The following is an 18,122-nucleotide window of genomic DNA, read 5'->3' as shown; positions in this document are numbered from 1 at the left end:
AGGCGCTGTTTACGCAGCCCCTATCCCGTCGGCGCCTCGGTGATAGGTGGTGTCGAGTAGTTGATCATCTGCCATCCGACACCGATGTAGCGGGCGGTAACCAGGTGCGGTGTGTCCGGCTTGGACTCACTCGATCCAAGCCACCCCTCATCGGAGAAGTAGAAGATTTCCGTCTGGGTGGTCGTGATGTCCGCGGTGTAGGCGCCGTCGGCATCAGGGGTGAAATCGGTGGTGAAGTCCGTCAGGGTGGTCGCTCCTCCGGTAGCCCACCCCACCTGGTAGGTCTGCGCCATGGCCGTTCCGACATCCTTGCAGAAGGTGCACGCCGGGTCGCTGACCGCCTGCAGGGGCTCGAGGTCGTTCGCCTCGTAGGAATACGACAGCAGTTTCAGCCAATGCGCAGTGAACGCTTCCAGCCCCTCCCGCGACTCCTCCTCCGCCTCTGCGGGCGGCGCCGGAATCTGCAGGTTCGCGGCCGGTGCATCCGACGACGCCGGCGTCGGCTCGACGCGCTCGGCCGTCGGTTCCGCCGAAGCCGTCATCGACGGAGCCTCCGAAGTGGTCGGTTCGCTGACAGGGGCCGCTGAATCGCCATCGCAGGCTGTCAGCGACAGCCCGACGCCCAAGACAACAGTGAACATTGTGCTGCGAGACCAGGTAAATGCGGTGGACATGCAACCCTCCTCATAGGCGACGCCGCAGAAGGATCCGAAGACATCATGACCTATTCGAAGCCGAAGCTCATGAGGGTTGCTCCACTCCCTGGTCTGGCTCCGGGCACGACAGATCCCTTCCTGGTCCCGAGAAGGGATGCAGCCCAATCGAACGTATTCGCTACACCCACCCACCGACGCAGAGGCCCAGTCACCTCTTCAGCGCGGTGGTCAGGTTCCGCCGGGTCAGGACAACCATCCCCGCGATCAGGGCCAGGCCGGCCACTCCGAGTGCCACGGGTGGTCCTATGGTCCGTGGGGGTGTCCAGGGGTTTCCCGCTCGGCATGTCCGCAGCGGCGGAAGGGCGAAACGACGGGGCCCGGGTATCGGCCGAGGCGGGCCTGGGCTACGTCGCCAACCTGATCAGCCCGCCCCTCATCGGGTTCCTCGCGGCGAGCTTCGACATCCTCACGGCGCTCTGGCCCCTCGTCGGACTCTTCGCCCTCAGCGCTGTCCTCGCCCCCGCCTTCCTCGCGCGGCAACGCACCGCACCCGTCCCGGCGGTCCCCTGACCGGGAACGTCCCGCCCGGAAGGCCGCAGCCGTACGCCCTTTCAAGCCAACTGCCGCATCAAGGAGATGCGCTACAGGTTAATACCGGCCAGAGCCCCTGCTTGGATGCAGTCCTCGAACACCACACGGCCGAAGTCACCGTCGCTGGGACACCGACGTTCGGGACACCGTCCGCCACTAGGCCAGCCGCCAACACACGGGACACCGCAGCTCCGGCTCGCAGCCGAGCCGAACATGGACATCAGCCGGTACATAGCGGGAAAATCCGCGGTGCTGCAGGACCTCCTGGCGGGCTCGGACCTCACGGTCGCCGAAAAGAACGAAATCTACAACCTCAACGCCCGCCCATAAGGCGGGATTGCCCGCCAAGGGCGGAAGCTGAACTGCCCAGGTCGTGTTTGGCCCGCCCGGAAAACCGCCCGCTAAGCGATTCCTCAGAGCGCCTATCGGCCGTCGTGGTTCCCGGTCGTTGGCGCAATGCTGTACAGGTGGCTCGAGGTGGGTGCGGCGCTACACCGGCCAACGACGAATCAGGAAGCCGGACCGAGGATAGGAAAAGCGAGCACAATCAGAACCCATACAGCCTGCGTCATTCTGGTTAGGTGGCGGGACCGCGAGATGCTGATGAGGGCCACCACGACAGGGGCTACAGCAAGCGCACCGACTCCCTGCGCGCGGAGCTCCCGCGCATTCGGAATCACCGGATTCAAACTATCCTCAGCTGTTACCACCATCTCAACCCCCATCTTTGCACCACTGAACACTCCAATGCTGCACCTACCTTAGCGATACCGACTCTGGGGACCGCCCCGGGTTTCCCAAACTCCTGACTAGACGGAGCTGGCTGGGCGCCGGAGACCATGCCCACGCACCAGTAGGAGAATCATCATCGACCTCCCATCTCCCATTCGAGGTGCCCCGCCCGCAAGCAATCCGTTTACGGGATGCGCAGGAAAGGGCTTGGATGAAGTGCGTGGCTGGTCGAGGCTGCTGAGCCTCTGGTAGGCGTGAGGGGCAGAGGCAGGATGTATCTATCTGGATGAGGAGACACTGATGAACGGACCGACACCCGGAAAGCCGTTCCGCGTCGAGCAGACATGGTTCGCCGAGTATGGGCAGGGCCCTCCAGCCGTGCTGCTGCACCCGGGCGGGGTCGATGCCCGCTCCCTGCAGATGACGGTCGACGGAATGAGCCCCTACTTCCGTGTGTACACCCCCGAGCGCCGTGGCCACGGCCGGACACCGGACGTGGACGGGCCAATGTCCTACGAGGCGATGGCCGAGGACGCCATCGCGTTCCTCGAGGCCAATGTCGCCGGGCCGGCGTCCCTCGTCGGGTGCAGCGACGGGGCGGTCGTTGCCCTCGCCGTAGCAATGCGGCGTCCCGACCTTGTCAGCCGTCTTGTCTGCGTCGCCGGCGTGTTCAACCGCTCCGGCTGGATGAACGGCTCCGACACAGGGGAAGTGCCCGACTTCATCCGCCAGGGATACGGCGAGCTCTCCCCCGATGGCGCCGGGCATTTCGACGTCGTGATGGGAAAACTCGATCAAATGCACGCCACCGGTCCGACCTACACCGCCCAGGACCTGGCGATGCTGCCGACAAGGACGCTGATCATGATCGGCGATGACGATGAGGTCTCCATTGAGCACGCCGCGGCGATGTACCGGGCACTCCCGAAGGCCGAGCTGGCCGTCGTCCCCGGGACCTCTCACGGCCTGCTCGTCGAGAAGCCGGAACTGTGCAACCTGCTCATCACCGACTTCCTCACCAAAGACCCCGTCCCCACCTTCGCTCCGATCCGAAGGGCACCCGACGCATCCGGATAAAGGATCAGTCGCCTTGGAAAATCCTCGCCCGTCACGGATGAACCGCAAGGTCGTGGTCATCTCGCAGGAAAACGTCGATCGCGCCCATCAGCTCACCCACCACGACCGGCACCAATCCAGCACCGGGGCTCAGCTGGATCTGTTCCAGGAACTCTGAGGTCATGCGGGATGTTGCCATCACGTCCACCGGGCGATGAACCCCAACCTCCTCCGGCCGATTCAGGATCAGGTTCTGCCCGGGGCCGGTCCGGTCCTGCCGTAACGTCTCACCGCGCACGGACCCGAACCGCTGCCCGGCCGTACGCCCTCAAGGCAACTTCACCACCCAGCAGCAACTGAGCACTCCCGCCACACCCGACAACCCGGCACGAAGCACGGGACACCGATACACCAGCGCCAGCGACCTCCACTAACCTCTGCCCGCCCTGCGGCAGCGTCGGCGGCCACCTCGTCCCCCCGCCGGGCGTTGCCGGCACCGTGAATTCTGGGCCCTACCTGTCGGGCTGATCGCCCAGACACGACCTGAGGCGTCCGATGCCGTCCCGAATGCGCGTTTTGGCGGTCGGTACAGGGATCCCCAGATGGGCGGCGACCTGGACGTAGGTCATGCCCGCGTAGTACGCAAGATGGATCGCCTCACGCTGCACCGCCGACAGCGTGCCGAGGCAGGCCCGGACCGCCTCGGTCTCGGCCTGCTGAATCACAGCATCGGCAACGCCGTCGTAAGCGACGTCCTGGTTCCGGATACCCCACCGCAGGTCCCGGACCCGGTGGGATGCCTCGGCGCGGACCTTATCCACCGCCCGGCGGTGCGCGAGCGTGACAATCCATGACATTCCGGACCCCAGCGCAGGATCGAAGCGGGCTGCTGCTCCCTGCCAAAGACCAAGGAACACCTCCTGCACCGTCTCGGCGCTCATCTCCTCATCCAGCACAACCCTGCGCACCAGATCATAGACCCGGGGAGCACTGCGCGCATACAACTCGCTGAAAGCCCGCGCATCACCGTGCGCGACACCCAACAGCAGCGATTCGACCCCACGCACCTCCCGGGCTTCACCGGCAACCGCAGGCGCGGACAAAGAGCGGGAGGAAGCAGACACGACCGGCAACTGGGCGGTGATCATCAGAGCGAGACCTTCTGGCACCCATCCCGTCCAACCAAATGCCCGCGGCACGAAGCGCCGCGGCCCACCAGGCTGCTATGGAGACCTGGGACCAGCCAACCACACACTGCCAGCCTCTAACACCAAAATCTTCGGAGCATCAAGGACCTCCACTGTCCCAAGAGCCCACCGCTTTGGTGAACGAGCCCATTGGAGGACAAGCCTCGTGCTGGCGGGTTGCGGGAGACACTGGTTTGAAGATTTCTCCTTCATTTCGTTCGATGAGGCATCCGTGGGTGATCCGGTGCTCATGTCGTCAACTCTCGCTGGTTGCTCCGCCGGAGTTGCTCTCTGCGAGGACGATGACCAGGCCAAAAAATCCTCACCGCAGTCATGTAGCTACCGCGCCGCTCCCCCATGAAGTAGTAAGAAAGCCCAAGCCGGGCTTGCGACAGAAAGGCGGCACCCAGCCTCCAGGAGAACTCCCAAACAGCCACGGGAACCGGCACCCGGACCGCAGAACTGCGGCGGCTGTCCACAGTCAGAGAGCAAAAGGGCCTCTGACCAGGGAAAACATGTGCCCGAAGTGGGACTCGAACCCACACACCTTTCGATACTGCATTTTGAGTGCAGCGCGTCTGCCAATTCCGCCATTCGGGCCTCTACCACGCCCGGCAGACCCCCCAATGAGGGGAGTCACATATTCATCGGTGCGCGAAACAACTCTACATGCCGATAGGCTGGATCGGAGAACCGGTTGGGACGCCTCCGACCGGTCGGTACGAAGTAGTAACCAAGGAGCAACCGTGTCTGAATCAAAGGAATCACCCGCCTCACGTCCCGCCCGACGGGTCGTCGTCGCCGAGGATGAGACATTGATCCGGCTCGACATCGTGGAGATCCTGCAGGGCGAAGGCTACGACGTGGTGGCAGAGGCCGACAACGGCGAGAAGGCCGTGGAACTCGCCAAGGAACACAAGCCGGACCTGGTGCTCATGGACGTCAAGATGCCGGTCATGGACGGCATCACCGCCGCGGAGCAGATCGCCAAGGCGCGCATCGCCCCCGTGGTGCTGCTGACCGCTTTCAGCCAGAAGGAACTCGTGGAGCGGGCCCGTGAGGCCGGGGCCATGGCCTACGTGGTCAAGCCGTTCACCCCGGCGGACCTCATGCCGGCCATTGAGATCGCCGTGTCCCGATACGAGGAGATCCGCGCGCTCGAGAACGAAGTGTCGGACCTGCAGGAGCAGTTCGCCACCCGCAAGCTCGTGGAACGCGCCAAGAGCCTGCTCACCACAAAGATGGGCCTGACCGAACCCGAGGCCTTCCGCTGGATCCAGAAGACCTCGATGGACCGCCGCCTGAGCATGCGCGAGGTCGCCGAGACGATCATCAACCAGGTCAACTGACCCGGCCCGATCCGCCGGCCCTCCAGCAACGCAGCAGGACCAGCAACGCAGAAGGACCCCGCCCACCGGGCGGGGTTCTTCTGTTTCTACGGCGTCAGGAGGGCTTTACTTCTTGCCCTTGACCGGCCAGGGGCCGACCTTCTCCTTGTTGGGCGAGGTGTGGTCGCCGGGCCGCTGCCCGGCGTCGGTGATGTCGCCGACGCGGTGCACCTTGATCGAGTTGGTCGACCCGGCCTGTCCGGGAGGCGAACCGGCAGCGATGACCACCAGGTCGTCGACCTCGACGAGCCCGGAGTCGAACAGGGTCCGGTCCACCTGTGCGGTCATCTGGTCGGTGTGGGCGACGAACTCGACGAGCAGCGGCTGGATGCCCCAGATGAGCGACATGGTGTTGAGGGTCGACTGCACCGGGGTGAAGGCGATCATGGGCTTCTTGGGCCGGAGCCGGGACAGCCGGCGCGCCGAGTCGCCGGACTGCGTGAAGGTGCAGATGTACTTCGCGTCGAGCTGGTCGGCGATTTCGACGGCGGCACGGGTGATGGCGCCGCCGCGGGTCCTGGGCTTGCTGCCCAGGGCCGGTACCCGCTCCAGGCCGTGCTGCTCGGTCGATTCGATGATGTCGTTCATGATCTTCACGGTTTCCATCGGGTACTTGCCGACGCTCGTCTCACCCGAGAGCATGACGGCATCCGCGCCGTCGAGCACCGCGTTGGCGCAGTCGGAGGCCTCCGCGCGGGTGGGGCGGGGGTTTTCGATCATCGACTCGAGCACCTGCGTGGCAACGATGACCGGCTTCGCCCAGCGGCGGGCCAGTTCGATGGCGCGCTTCTGGACGATCGGCACTTCCTGGAGCGGCAGTTCGACGCCGAGGTCACCGCGGGCCACCATGATGGCGTCGAAGGCGTCGATGATCTCTTCGAGGGCCTCGACGGCCTGCGGCTTCTCGATCTTCGCGATGACCGGAACGCGGCGCCCTTCCTCGTCCATGATCTCGTGGACCCGGTTGACGTCGGAGGCGTTACGGACGAAGGACAGCGCGACCATGTCGACGCCGGTCTGGATGGCCCAGCGCAGGTCGTCCTCGTCTTTCTCGCTCAGGGCCGGCACGTTCACCGCGACGCCGGGCAGGTTGATGCCCTTGTTGTTCGAGACCATGCCGCCGACGACGACCTCGGTGACCACCTTGACGTCGTCAACGGCGGTCGCCCGCAGCGAGACCTTACCGTCGTCGATGAGCAGCATGTCCCCGACGTTAACGTCCTGCGGGAGGCCCTTGAACGTCGTGGAGGAGATCTCCTGGGTGCCCAGGATGTCCTCGGTGGTAATGGTGAACACATCCCCGCGCGACAGCGCGTGCGGTCCGTCCTCGAACCGCCCGAGGCGGATCTTCGGCCCCTGGAGGTCGGCGAAGATGCCGACGGGCTTGCCGAGCTCCGCGGAGGCCTTCCGGACGTTCTCGTAGGTCTTTGAATGGACTTCGTAGTCCCCGTGGCTCATGTTCATCCGGGCCACGTCCACTCCGGCCTCAAGCACAGCGAGAGTGTTCTCATAGCTGGCAATAGCAGGACCGAATGTTGCAACAATTTTCGCGCGTCTCATGAAACCTAGCCTAGTCGGGATTTGGGGGGTCGAGTGTCAGGGGCGCTCTCAGAGGAGCGCGATGGAGCGGTCGGTGGGGGCCACCGGCGCCGGGAGGCGCGTCGAGCCCATGAGCCACTGATCGACGGCGGCGGCGCAGGCCCGCCCCTCGGCGATGGCCCACACAATGAGCGACTGCCCGCGGCCGGCGTCGCCCGCAGCGAAGACGCCGGGGGTGTTCGTCATGTAGTACCCGTCCCGGGCGACGTTGCCGCGCTCGTCGAACGCGGCGTCGACCTGCTCGGTGAGTCCCGCCGGTTCGGGTCCGGTGAACCCGAGGGAGAGGAAGACGAGGTCCGCCGGGATCTCCCGTTCGGTGCCGGCCTTCGCGCGGCGGCGCCCGTCAACGACTTCGGTCTCGGCGACCCGCAGGGCCGTCAGTTTCCCGTTCTCGCCCAGGAACTCAACGGTCGAGGCGAGATAGGTGCGCTCCCCGCCCTCCTCGTGGGCGCTGGCCACCTCGAAGAGGTTCGGGAAGGTCGGCCAGGGCTGGTCCTGCCGCCGTTCGGAGGGCGGCTGCTGCCCGATGGCGAGGGTGGTGACGGAGGCGGCCTTCTGGCGGTGGGCGGTGCCCAGGCAGTCGGCGCCGGTGTCTCCGCCGCCGAGGATGACGACGTGCCTGCCCTCGGCGGAGATCTGGTCGTCGACGGTTTCCCCGGCCACCACCCGGTTGGCCTGCACGAGGTAGTCCATGGCGAAGTGCACGCCCTCGAGCTCCCGGCCCGGGATGGGCAGGTCGCGGGGCACGGTGGCCCCGGTGGCGACGACGACGGCGTCGTACCGGCGCCGCAGCTGGTCCCAGCTGATGTCCCGGCCCACGTCGACGCCGGTGCGGAACCGGGTGCCCTCGGCCCGCATCTGGTCGAGGCGCCGCTCGAGGTGGATCTTCTCCATCTTGAAGTCGGGGATGCCGTAGCGCAGCAGCCCGCCGACGCGGTCGTCGCGCTCGTACACGGCCACCGTGTGCCCGGCTCGGGTGAGCTGCTGGGCTGCGGCGAGGCCGGCGGGGCCGGAGCCGACGACGGCGATGGTGCGCCCGGTGAGGCGCTCGGGCGGGTGCGGCTCCACCATGCCTTCGGCGAAGGCGAGGTCGGCGATCGACACCTCGACCTGCTTGATGGTGACGGCCGGCTGGTTGATGCCCAGCACGCACGAGGCCTCGCACGGCGCGGGGCAGAGCCGGCCGGTGAACTCGGGGAAGTTGTTGGTGGCGTGGAGGCGCTCGACGGCCTCCCTGCCCTTGTCCCGGTAGACCAGGTCGTTCCACTCCGGGATCAGGTTCCCGAGCGGGCAGCCCTGGTGGCAGAACGGGATGCCGCAGTCCATGCAGCGGCCGGCCTGACTCTTCAGCACCCCCTGCTCCTGCGCTTCGTAGACCTCTTTCCAGTCCATAATGCGCACCGGAACGGGGCGGCGGGGCTGCGTCTCGCGATTGCGTACCTTCAGAAATCCGCGTGGGTCAGCCACCGGTTACCTCCAGGATCTTGGTCCATACTTCTTCGCCGTCGGGGTCGAGCCCCTGCTGGACGGCGCTTGCCCTGGCATCGAGGACGGCGGCGTAGTCGCGGGGCAGCACCTTGGTGAGGCGTCCGACGGTGTCGTCGAAGCGCTCCAGCAGGCTCGCCGCGAGGGCGGATTCGGTCTCCTCGGAGTGCTGGATCAGCAGCCGGCGCACGATCTCGATGTCCTCGGCGTCAAGTGGCACAAGCTGCAGCTCCCCGCTGTCGAGGCTCTGCTTGTTCATCCGGGTCCGGTCGAGGTCGAGGACGAAGGCCGTGCCGCCGGACATGCCGGCGCCGAAGTTGCGGCCGGTGCGGCCCAGGATGAGGGCCTGGCCGCCGGTCATGTACTCGCAGCCATGGTCCCCGATGCCCTCGGCCACCGCCGTGGCCCCGGAGTTGCGCACCAGGAACCGCTCCCCCACCTGCCCGCGGAGGAACATCTCCCCGCTGGTGGCGCCGTAGCCGATCACATTGCCGGCGATGACGTTGCGGTCGGCGTGGAAGAGGTTGGCCCGGTCCGGACGGACGATGATCCGGCCGCCGGAGAGGCCCTTGCCGACGTAGTCGTTGGAGTCGCCCAGCAGCCGCAGGGTGATCCCGGCGGGCAGGAAGGCACCCAGGGACTGCCCGGCCTGCCCGGTGAGGGTCACGTCGATGGTGTCGGTGGCCAGGGTGTCGAGGCCGAACCGCCGCGTCACCTCGTAGCCGAGCATGGTGCCCACCGAACGGTCGGTGTTGACCACGTCCACGGAGATCCGCACCGGCGAGCGGTTGGCCAGCGCCTCGGCGCTCATGCTGATCAGCTTGTTGTCGAAGTGCTTGTCCAGCTCGTGGTTCTGGGTGGTGAGGTTCCGCCGCGGGGTGTCCGGTCCGGTTTCGCCACCGCGCAGGATCGGCTCGAGGTCGAGCCCGTCGGCCTTCCAGTGGTCGATCGCCTGCTTCAAATCGAGCAGCTCGGTGCGGCCGATGGCTTCCTCGAGGGTGCGGAAGCCGAGCTCGGCGAGGATCTCGCGGACCTCCTCGGCGATGAATTCGAAGAAGTTCACCACGAACTCCGGCTTGCCGGTGAACCGGCTGCGCAGCTCGGGGTTCTGCGTCGCGACGCCCACCGGGCAGGTGTCGAGGTGGCACACGCGCATCATGACGCAGCCCGAGACGACCAGCGGCGCGGTGGCGAAGCCGAACTCCTCGCCTCCCAGCAGGGCGGCGATGACGACGTCGCGCCCGGTCTTCAGCTGCCCGTCCACCTGCACGACGACCCGGTCGCGCAGGCCGTTGAGCATCAGGGTCTGCTGGGTTTCCGCAAGGCCGAGCTCCCACGGCATTCCGGCGTGCTTCAGGGAGTTCAGCGGGCTGGCGCCGGTGCCGCCGTCGTGCCCGGAGACCAGTACGACGTCGGCTTTGGCCTTGGTGACGCCGGCGGCCACCGTGCCGATGCCGACCTCGGAGACGAGCTTCACGTGCACCCGGGCCGAGGGGTTCGAGCGCTTCAGGTCGTAGATCAGCTGCGCGAGGTCCTCGATGGAGTAGATGTCGTGGTGCGGCGGCGGCGAGATGAGCCCGACGCCCGGCGTTGAATGCCGGGTGCGGGCAATCCATGGGTAGACCTTCTGGCTCATCAGCTGTCCGCCCTCGCCGGGCTTGGCCCCCTGGGCCATCTTGATCTGGATGTCGTCGGCGTTGGTCAGGTAGAGGCTGGTGACGCCGAACCGGCCGGAGGCCACCTGCTTGATGGCGGAGCGGCGCTCGGGGTCGAGCAGGCGGTCGGTGTCCTCCCCGCCCTCGCCGGTGTTCGACTTCGCCCCGAGCCGGTTCATGGCGATCGCCAGGGTCTCGTGGGCCTCCTTGGAGATGGAACCGTAGCTCATGGCCCCGGTGGAGAAGCGCTTCACGACGCTCGAGACGGGCTCGACCTCCTCGAGCGGCACCGGCGGGCGCTCCCCGCCGCGCAGCTTCAGCAGCCCGCGCAGGGTCATCAGCTCCCGTGACTGGTCGTCGACGCCGCGGGTGTAGGTCTTGAAGATGTCGTACCGGCGTTCGCGGGTGGCGTGCTGGAGCCGGAACACCGTCTCCGGGTTGAACAGGTGCGCCGGGCCCTCCCTGCGCCACTGGTACTCCCCGCCGTTCTCGAGGCCGCGGTGCGGGTCCTCGATGCCGTCCTCCGGATAGGCCGAGGCGTGGCGTGCGGCGACCTCCGCTGCGATCACGTCGAGTTCGACGCCGCCAAGCTGGGTCTGCGTGCCGTGGAAGTACTCGTCGACCAGCTCCTGCGCGAGCCCGAGCGCCTCGAAGGTCTGCGCGCCGCAGTAGGAGCTCACGGTGGAGATGCCCATCTTCGACATGATCTTCAGGACGCCCTTGCCCAGGCCCTTGATGAGGTTCGCGACGGCCGCCTCGGCGGTGACGCCGGTGATGTCGCCGTTGCGCACCAGCTCCTCGCAGCTTTCCATGGCGAGGTAGGGGTTTACGGCCGAGGCGCCGTAGCCGATCAGGACCGCCACGTGGTGGACCTCGCGCACGTCGCCGGCCTCCACGACCAGCGAGGTCTTGGTGCGGTTGGCGCTGCGCAGCAGGTGGTGGTGGACGGCGCTGGTGAGCAGCAGCGACGGGATGGGCGCCCACTGGGCGTTGGAGTCGCGGTCCGAGAGCACCACGAACTGCACCCCGCGGTTGAGGGCGCTCGAGACCTGCTCGCAGATCTCGGCCAGCCGTGCCCGCAGCGAGGCCTCTCCCCCGTCGTGCCGGTAGAGCCCGCGTACCCGGACGGTGAGGCGGTCGCCGTCGTCGGATTCAAGGTTGGCAATTTTGGCGAGCTCGTCGTTGTTGATCACCGGGAACTTCAGGGCCACCTGCTTGGAGCGGACCTGCCCGGTGGAGAGCAGGTTGCCGTCGGGACCGATGGACAGGCCCATTGAGGTGACGAGTTCCTCGCGGATGGAGTCAAGCGGCGGGTTGGTCACCTGCGCGAAAGACTGCACGAAGTAGTCGAACAGCAGCCGGGGCCGCTTGGAGAGCACCGCCACGGGGGTGTCGGAGCCCATGGCGCCCAGCGGTTCGGCGCCGGTCCTCGCCATCGGCCCGAGCAGGATCCTCAGTTCCTCCTGGGTGTAGCCGAAGGTCCGCTGCCGGCGGTTGATCGAGGCCTTGGTGTGGACCACGTGCTCGCGCTCGGGCAGGTCCTCGAGGGAGATCAGGTTCTCGCGCACCCAGTCGGCCCACGGGTTGGCAGCGGCGACCTCGGCCTTGATCTCCTGGTCCTCGATCAGGCGGCCGATCTCGGTGTCCACCAGGAACATCTTGCCCGGGGAGACCCTCCCCTTGCGGACCACGCGGCCGGGGGCGATGTCGACGACGCCGACCTCGGAGGCCAGGACGACGAGGCCGTCCTCGGTGACCCAGTACCGCGCCGGGCGCAGCCCGTTGCGGTCAAGGACGGCACCGACGAGCCGGCCGTCGGTGAAGGACACGGCGGCCGGTCCGTCCCAGGGCTCCATCAGCATTGAGTGGTACTGGTAGAAGGCCCGGCGGGCGGGGTCCATGGTGGCGTGGTTTTCCCAAGCCTCCGGGATCATCATCATGATCGAGTGGGTGATCGGCCGGCCGGAGAGGGTCAGCAGTTCGGCGACCTCGTCGAAGGAGGCCGAATCGGACGCGCCGGGGGTGCAGATCGGGAAGAGTTCCTCGGGCGAATCGCCCAGCAGCGGGTTCGCGAGCTGGGACTGCCGGGCCCGCATCCAGTTGCGGTTGCCCTTGACGGTGTTGATCTCCCCGTTGTGCGCGATGGTGCGGAACGGCTGGGCCAGCGGCCAGGAGGGGAAGGTGTTCGTGGAGAACCGGGAGTGGACGATGCCGAGCCGGGTCTTGAACCGGGAATCGGAAAGGTCCGGGTAGAACGGCTCGAGCTGGGCGGTGGTGAGCATGCCCTTGTAAACCATTGTCTTGGAGGACAGCGAGGGGAAGTAGACCCCGTACTTGTTCTGGGCCCGCTTGCGCACCCGGAACGCCATGGCGTCCAGGTTGGTGTCGGCGCCGCCGACGGGGGCGAGGAACACCTGCTCGAAGTGGGGCATGCAGGCCCGGGCCATGGCGCCGACGAGGTCGGCGACGATGGGCACGACCCGCCAGCCGAGGACCGCCAGCCCTTCGGACGCGGCGATCGACTCGATGCCGGCGCGCGCCGTTTCCTGCTCCTTGTCCTCGGCCGGGAGGAACGCCGTCCCCACGACGTAGGAGCCGGCCGGCGGCAGCTCGAAGTCGACGACGGCGCGGAAGAACTCGTCCGGGACCTGGGTGAGCAGCCCGGCTCCGTCGCCGGTGCCCTCGTCGGCGCCTACGGCGCCGCGGTGCTCGAGGTTCCTCAGCGCGGTCAGGGCGGCGTCGACGATGTCGTGGCCGGGCACACCGCGCAGGGTGGCGATGACCGCCAGCCCGCAGGCGTCCTTCTCGTTCTCCGGGTTGTAGAGCCCCGAGGCGGGCGGAAGCGCGGCGAAACGCTCGAAGGGCGATGGAGCGGTGCCGGTCTCCCCGTCGGACGGAGCGGAGCCGGTGGCCTCTCCCGGAACGGGAGCGGTGTTCGGGTGTTCAGCGGTCATTCGAAGAGTCCTTCCCCCAGAATGGAGCGTCGGGAGGGGACGGCCTTGGCCCCAGGGCGCCCACGTGAGCCGGCGGGCGCCGGTCGTACTTGTCGAAATGGTGTTCCGGGCAGGCGGTGGCGCGGGGCGGAGACAAGTGTCGCCGTGCCGCGCTGGCAAGCCGTAGGTAGCGGCGCCGGAGGGGTGGCCCGGCCGATACCCGGTGAGCCACGTCGGTGTGGTCCGGAAGCGTCCTTTAGGGGCGGTGGCCCGGGGACTGTGTTCGGGAGGCCGAGTCCCGTGGCTCCGCCTTCGCGGGGTCCTGTGACTCGAGGGTCACTGAGGAGCCATGTGTTTCCGAAAGATTACCACGGTCGTTTTCCGGCGTCGCCGAGGCGTCCGCCCCGTGGACATCCGCGTCGTCCGCGGCTCCGGAGGTGCTCTCCGCGCCGGTGGCCTTCGCGTCGGCGGCGGCCTTCGCTCCGGCCGTCCCGTCGCCAACGGCGTCGGCGACCGGCTCCCGGCCGGGCAGGTACACCGAGGGGGTGCCGGCCCCGCGCAGGCGGCGGCTGAGGTAGACGAGGATGGCCACGGAGACGAGGAACACCACGATGGAGACCCAGACGTTCAGCCGTGCGGTGATCCCGAACAGGGAGACCATCTCGGCGTCGTCGATCCGCAGCGCCTCGATCCAGACCCGCCCGAGGGTGTAGTAGGCCGCGTACAGCCAGAACATCCGTCCGCCACGCAGCCTGAAGCGGCGGTCGGCCAGCAGCAGCAGCGCCACCCCGGCGAGGTTCCACAGGGACTCGTAGAGGAAGGTGGGGTGGAAGAGGGTGCCGGGCTCGGCGGAGGCCGGGAAGGCGGGGTTGTCGGCGTCGATCTCAAGGCCCCAGGGCAGGTCGGTCGGCGCGCCGTAGAGTTCCTGGTTGAACCAGTTGCCCCAGCGGCCGATGGCCTGGGCGAGCAGCACGCCGGGGGCGGCGGCGTCGGCGAAGGCCGACAGGCGGATCCCCGCCCGGCGGCAGCCGATCCACGCCCCGACGGCGCCGAGTGCCACGGCGCCCCAGATGCCGAGGCCGCCCAGCCAGATCTGGGGAATGAGCGAGAGGTCCCCGTCGGGTCCGAAGTAGGCGTCGGGCGAGGAGAACACGTGGTAGAGCCGGCCGCCGATGATTCCGAAGGGCACGGCCCAGACGGCGACGTCCCAGACGGCCTCGGGCCGGCCGCCGTAGCGGGCGAACCGCTTCTGCGTCAGCCACAGGGCCAGGATGATGCCCAGCAGGATGCACAGGGCGTAGAGGTGGATGGTCAGCGGGCCGAGGCTAAAGCTCGCCCACTCCGCGGGCGGGCTGGGAATCGACGCCGGGACCGGCAGGGAAAGGGCAGGGGCGGCGTTCATGAGGGGTTCTTTCCGGTTCCGGTGCTGAGGTCCTTGCACAGGGCGGCCACGGCGGGCACCCCGCCGTCGCGCAGTGCTGCCACCAGCGCGGTGCCGACGATGACGCCGTCGGCGTAGCGTGCGATCTCCGCGACCTGCGCGGCACTCGAGACACCCAGGCCGACGCAGACGCGTTCGGCGCCGGCGGCGTGGGCGTCATCGACGACCGCGCGGGCGGCGGCACCCACGGAGGTGCGCGCGCCGGTGATGCCCATGACGGACACGCCATAGACGAAGCCGCGGCTGGCCTCGACGGTGCTGCGCATCCGGGCCGGCGAGGTCGAGGGAGCCACGAGGAACACTCGGTCAAGGCCGAACTCGTCGGAAACGGCCATCCACTCGGCGGCCTCGTCGGGGATCAGGTCCGGGGTGATCAGTCCGGCCCCGCCGGCCTCGGCCAGGCGGGAGGCGAACTCGCGCACGCCCATGCGCATCACGGGGTTCCAGTAGGTCATGACGAGGACCGGGACGTCGGTGGCGCTGGTGATGCCACGGACGACGTCAAAGATCTGGGGCACGGTGAACCCTGCGGCGAGGGCCTGGACGGTGGCGTCCTGGATGACCCGGCCGTCCATGACCGGGTCGGAGTAGGGGATGCCGATCTCGATCAGGTCGACGCCGTTGGCCGCCATGGCCAGGGCCGCCTCGATGGTGGTGGGCACGTCGGGGAACCCGGCGGGCAGGTAGCCGATCAGGGCCGCGCGCCCCTCGGAGCGGGCCTTCTCGACCGCCGCTGCGGCCTTGGAGGACAGGGTCTTCACAGCTGCTCCCCTTCCTTGGCGATTTCCTGCTCGGCGCTGTCGTCGGGCAGCAGGTCGAAGTACTCCGCCGCTGTCGCGACGTCCTTGTCGCCGCGCCCCGAGAGGTTGACGATGATGACCTTGTCGCCCGGCTGTTCGCCGGGAGCGAGGTCCGCGGCCAGGCGCTGGCCGACCTTCAGTGCCCCGCCCAGGGCGTGGGCGGTTTCAATGGCGGGGATGATCCCCTCGGTGCGGCACAGCAGCTTAAACGCGTCCATGGCCTCGCGGTCGGTGACCGGCTCGTAGGAGGCCCGGCCGATGTCGGCGAGGTAGGCGTGTTCCGGGCCCACGCCGGGGTAGTCGAGGCCGGCGGAGATGGAGTGGGACTCCATCGTCTGGCCGTACTCGTCCTGCATGAGGTAGGAGCGGGCGCCGTGGAGCACCCCGGGCCGGCCGAGGGTGATGGTGGCGGCGTGGCGGCCGGATTCGACGCCGTCGCCGCCCGCCTCGAAGCCGTAGAGGCGCACCGAGGGGTCGTCGAGGAAGCCGTGGAAGATGCCGATGGCGTTGGATCCGCCGCCGACGCAGGCGCAGACGGCGTCGGGAAGCTTGCCGGTCTGCTCAAGGATCTGGGCGCGGGCCTCCTCGCCGATCACCTCGTGGAAGTAGCGGACCATCGCCGGGAACGGGTGGGCGCCGGCAGCGGTGCCGAGCAGGTAGTGGGTGGTGTCGACATTGGCCACCCAGTCGCGCAGCGCGTCGTTGATGGCGTCCTTGAGCGTCTGGGAGCCGTTGGTCACGGGGATGACCTCCGCCCCGAGCAGCTGCATGCGGGCCACGTTCAGGGCCTGCCGCCGGGTGTCCTCGGCGCCCATGTAGACGACGCATTCGAGCCCGAGGAGGGCGGCCGCCGTGGCGCTGGCGACCCCGTGCTGGCCGGCGCCGGTCTCGGCGATTACGCGGGTCTTGCCCATGCGCTTGGCCAGCAGGGCCTGCCCGAGGACGTTGTTGATCTTGTGGGACCCGGTGTGGTTCAGGTCCTCGCGCTTGAGGAAGACCCGGACGCCGCCGGCGTGGGCGGCAAAGCTCTTCGCTTCGGTCAGCAGGGACGGCCGTCCGGCGTAGGTGGCGTTGAGTTCTGCGACCTGGGCGGTGAACTCGGGGTCGGCCTTGGCCGCCTCGAAGGTCTCCTGCAGCTCGTCGAGGGCTGCGATGAGCGACTCCGGCATCCAGCGTCCGCCGTAGTCCCCGAAGTAGGGCCCGGGCGCGTGGCGCAGGCTCTCCGGACGGCCCTCGTGGCTCAGGAAGGCCGCCGCGGCGTCGCCGTCGATCTCCGCGGCCGGCTCGGATGCCCGGCCGCCGGTGTGCTGGTGTGTCATGAGCTTTCCTGTTCTGGATCCATTCGGGCCGGCTGCTGCCGGCCCGATTCGCTTCCGGGGGCCCCGGCGGGGGCTCCTGTACCCGACTCAGAGCGGCGGGCGCCTCATCGCTGCTGCAGTCCGGGAAGATCGCGCACCGGTACCGCGCGGAACTGCGCCACCGCGGCCTCCGGGTCCTCCCCGCGGACGAGGGCCTCGCCGACGAGGACCGCCCGGGCCCCCTGGGCCGCGAACTCCTCGACGTCGCCGATGCCGCGGACACCGGACTCCGCGACGGTTACGGCGTCCTGCGGGATCCGGCGGGCCAGGTCGGCGAAGACCGACCGGTCGATGTCGAGCGTCTTGAGGTTGCGCACGTTGACGCCGATGATCCGGGACCCCACGGCCGCGGCGCGTTCGACCTCCTCGGCGGTGTGCGTCTCGACGAGGGCGTTCATGCCCAGTTCGTGGGTCAGGCCGAGGAAGTGCTCGAGCTGCGCGTCGCTCAGGGCAGCGACGATGAGCAGGACCAGGTCCGCGCCGTGCGCGCGTGCCTCCCAGATCTGATAGTCCTCGACGGTGAAGTCCTTGCGGAGCACGGGGATGCCCACGCTCGCCCGGACGGCGTCGAGGTCGGCCAGGGAGCCGTTGAACCGGCGCTGTTCGGTCAGGACGCTCACCACCGCGGCGCCGCCGGCCTCATAGCGTGCGGCGAGGGCGGCCGGGTCGGCGATGGCGGCCAGCGCGCCCTTGGAGGGGCTGCTGCGCTTGACCTCGGCGATCACCGAGAGGGTGCGCCCGTCGCCGCGCAGCGCGCTCAGGGCGTCGGCCGCCGGTGCCCGGTCGAGGGCGCGGGCGCGCACCTGCGCCAGGGGCGCCTCCGCCGTCCGGACGCTCAGGTCCTCGCGGACGCCGGAGATGATCTCGTCGAGAACGCTCACCTAGTGACCGTTGCTCTTGAGCTTCGATCCGCCCACGCCGTAGCCGATCTTGCGCATCACGAAACCGACGAGCAGGCCGACGAACATGATGAGGATGCCGATCCAGAACAGCACGGTGCCGGTGTCGCGGTTGCCCTCGGTGCTGGCGAAGATGTACGCGAAGGAGGACACAGCGGCGCCGAGGATCATGACCAGGACGCAGGTCCACGCCGCCGGGCTGTTGCCATGGCCGATCGTCTCATCACCCATCTGGGCATGGCTCTCAGGCGAGTTCCGGTTCGTGGCTGCGGTCGTGTTCTGTGCCATGGTGATTCTCCTTCTGGGTGTCTTCGTACATTCTGCCATTATTGGCGCCGGTCC

The 18,122-nt window shown here is 68.2% G+C and carries 15 protein-coding genes and 1 tRNA gene; 3 read left to right on the top strand and 13 right to left on the bottom strand.

Going from position 1 to position 18,122, the window contains the following annotated elements:
• Window positions 1-20: 20 nt before the first annotated feature.
• On the bottom strand, window positions 21-542 hold the full coding sequence (locus tag I6N91_RS10630; protein WP_198812527.1) for a DUF6318 family protein: 522 nt from the start codon (window positions 540-542) through the stop codon (window positions 21-23).
• Window positions 543-998: 456 nt separating this feature from the next.
• Between I6N91_RS10630 and I6N91_RS10625 the strand changes: the two genes are divergently transcribed.
• The gene (locus I6N91_RS10625) at window positions 999-1,226 is read left to right on the top strand and encodes a hypothetical protein (RefSeq protein WP_198812526.1); all 228 of its coding nucleotides are present in this window, start codon (window positions 999-1,001) and stop codon (window positions 1,224-1,226) included.
• A 530-nt stretch (window positions 1,227-1,756) separates the two neighbouring features.
• Here I6N91_RS10625 and I6N91_RS17580 read toward each other — a convergent pair.
• Window positions 1,757-1,960, bottom strand: a complete 204-nt coding sequence (locus I6N91_RS17580) for a PLDc N-terminal domain-containing protein (RefSeq protein WP_374058942.1) — start codon at window positions 1,958-1,960, stop codon at window positions 1,757-1,759.
• A gap of 319 nt (window positions 1,961-2,279) precedes the next feature.
• On the opposite strand from I6N91_RS17580, the gene I6N91_RS10615 reads away from it, so the two are divergent.
• Entirely contained in the window at window positions 2,280-3,056 is a 777-nt protein-coding gene (locus tag I6N91_RS10615) for an alpha/beta fold hydrolase (protein ID WP_198812524.1), read from the top strand.
• 31 nt (window positions 3,057-3,087) lie between these two features.
• Here the strand turns inward: I6N91_RS10615 and I6N91_RS10610 are convergent, their stop codons facing one another.
• The 3 genes from I6N91_RS10610 to I6N91_RS10600 all read right to left on the bottom strand — a co-directional run bounded on the left by I6N91_RS10610 (window position 3,088) and on the right by I6N91_RS10600 (window position 4,822).
• Window positions 3,088-3,333, bottom strand: coding sequence for a hypothetical protein (locus I6N91_RS10610; protein ID WP_198812523.1), 246 nt, complete (start codon window positions 3,331-3,333; stop codon window positions 3,088-3,090).
• Between the two features lie 214 nt (window positions 3,334-3,547).
• Window positions 3,548-4,183 (bottom strand): ECF RNA polymerase sigma factor SigK, encoded by a 636-nt coding sequence (gene sigK / locus I6N91_RS10605; RefSeq protein WP_198812522.1) that lies wholly within the window; start codon window positions 4,181-4,183, stop codon window positions 3,548-3,550.
• 557 nt (window positions 4,184-4,740) lie between these two features.
• Window positions 4,741-4,822, bottom strand: a tRNA-Leu gene (locus tag I6N91_RS10600).
• Window positions 4,823-4,968: 146 nt separating this feature from the next.
• Here I6N91_RS10600 and I6N91_RS10595 point away from each other — a divergent pair.
• Window positions 4,969-5,571 (top strand): ANTAR domain-containing response regulator, encoded by a 603-nt coding sequence (locus I6N91_RS10595; protein ID WP_198812521.1) that lies wholly within the window; start codon window positions 4,969-4,971, stop codon window positions 5,569-5,571.
• 105 nt (window positions 5,572-5,676) lie between these two features.
• On the opposite strand, the gene pyk is transcribed toward I6N91_RS10595, so the two are convergent.
• The 8 genes from pyk to I6N91_RS10555 form a co-directional block, all read right to left on the bottom strand.
• The gene (gene pyk / locus I6N91_RS10590; protein ID WP_198812520.1) at window positions 5,677-7,170 is read right to left on the bottom strand and encodes a pyruvate kinase; all 1,494 of its coding nucleotides are present in this window, start codon (window positions 7,168-7,170) and stop codon (window positions 5,677-5,679) included.
• 48 nt (window positions 7,171-7,218) lie between these two features.
• On the bottom strand, window positions 7,219-8,676 hold the full coding sequence (locus I6N91_RS10585) for a glutamate synthase subunit beta (protein ID WP_198812519.1): 1,458 nt from the start codon (window positions 8,674-8,676) through the stop codon (window positions 7,219-7,221).
• Window positions 8,669-13,303, bottom strand: coding sequence for a glutamate synthase large subunit (gltB, locus tag I6N91_RS10580; protein WP_198812518.1), 4,635 nt, complete (start codon window positions 13,301-13,303; stop codon window positions 8,669-8,671). Before gltB ends, I6N91_RS10585 begins: the two co-directional genes overlap by 8 nt.
• Window positions 13,304-13,538: 235 nt before the next feature.
• Window positions 13,539-14,684, bottom strand: coding sequence for a prolipoprotein diacylglyceryl transferase (gene lgt / locus I6N91_RS10575; RefSeq protein ID WP_198812517.1), 1,146 nt, complete (start codon window positions 14,682-14,684; stop codon window positions 13,539-13,541).
• Complete coding sequence (gene trpA, locus I6N91_RS10570; protein ID WP_198812516.1) at window positions 14,681-15,484, bottom strand: tryptophan synthase subunit alpha; 804 nt, start codon at window positions 15,482-15,484, stop codon at window positions 14,681-14,683. Before trpA ends, lgt begins: the two co-directional genes overlap by 4 nt.
• The gene (trpB, locus tag I6N91_RS10565) at window positions 15,481-16,842 is read right to left on the bottom strand and encodes a tryptophan synthase subunit beta (RefSeq protein WP_198812515.1); all 1,362 of its coding nucleotides are present in this window, start codon (window positions 16,840-16,842) and stop codon (window positions 15,481-15,483) included. The genes trpA and trpB overlap by 4 nt, the downstream gene beginning before the upstream one ends.
• Before the next feature lie 104 nt (window positions 16,843-16,946).
• The gene (gene trpC / locus I6N91_RS10560) at window positions 16,947-17,762 is read right to left on the bottom strand and encodes an indole-3-glycerol phosphate synthase TrpC (RefSeq protein ID WP_198812514.1); all 816 of its coding nucleotides are present in this window, start codon (window positions 17,760-17,762) and stop codon (window positions 16,947-16,949) included.
• Window positions 17,763-18,068 carry an HGxxPAAW family protein gene (locus I6N91_RS10555; protein ID WP_233091728.1) on the bottom strand — a complete coding sequence of 102 codons (306 nt, stop codon included), beginning with the start codon at window positions 18,066-18,068 and terminating at the stop codon, window positions 17,763-17,765.
• Between the last annotated feature and the right edge of the window lie 54 nt (window positions 18,069-18,122).

Origin of the sequence: Arthrobacter sp. MSA 4-2, from assembly GCF_016405885.1 — a bacterium.
GTDB lineage: Bacteria > Actinomycetota > Actinomycetes > Actinomycetales > Micrococcaceae > Arthrobacter_D.
The sequence above is the reverse complement of the archived record's forward strand: the minus strand, read 5'-3'. Positions and strand labels throughout refer to the sequence as shown.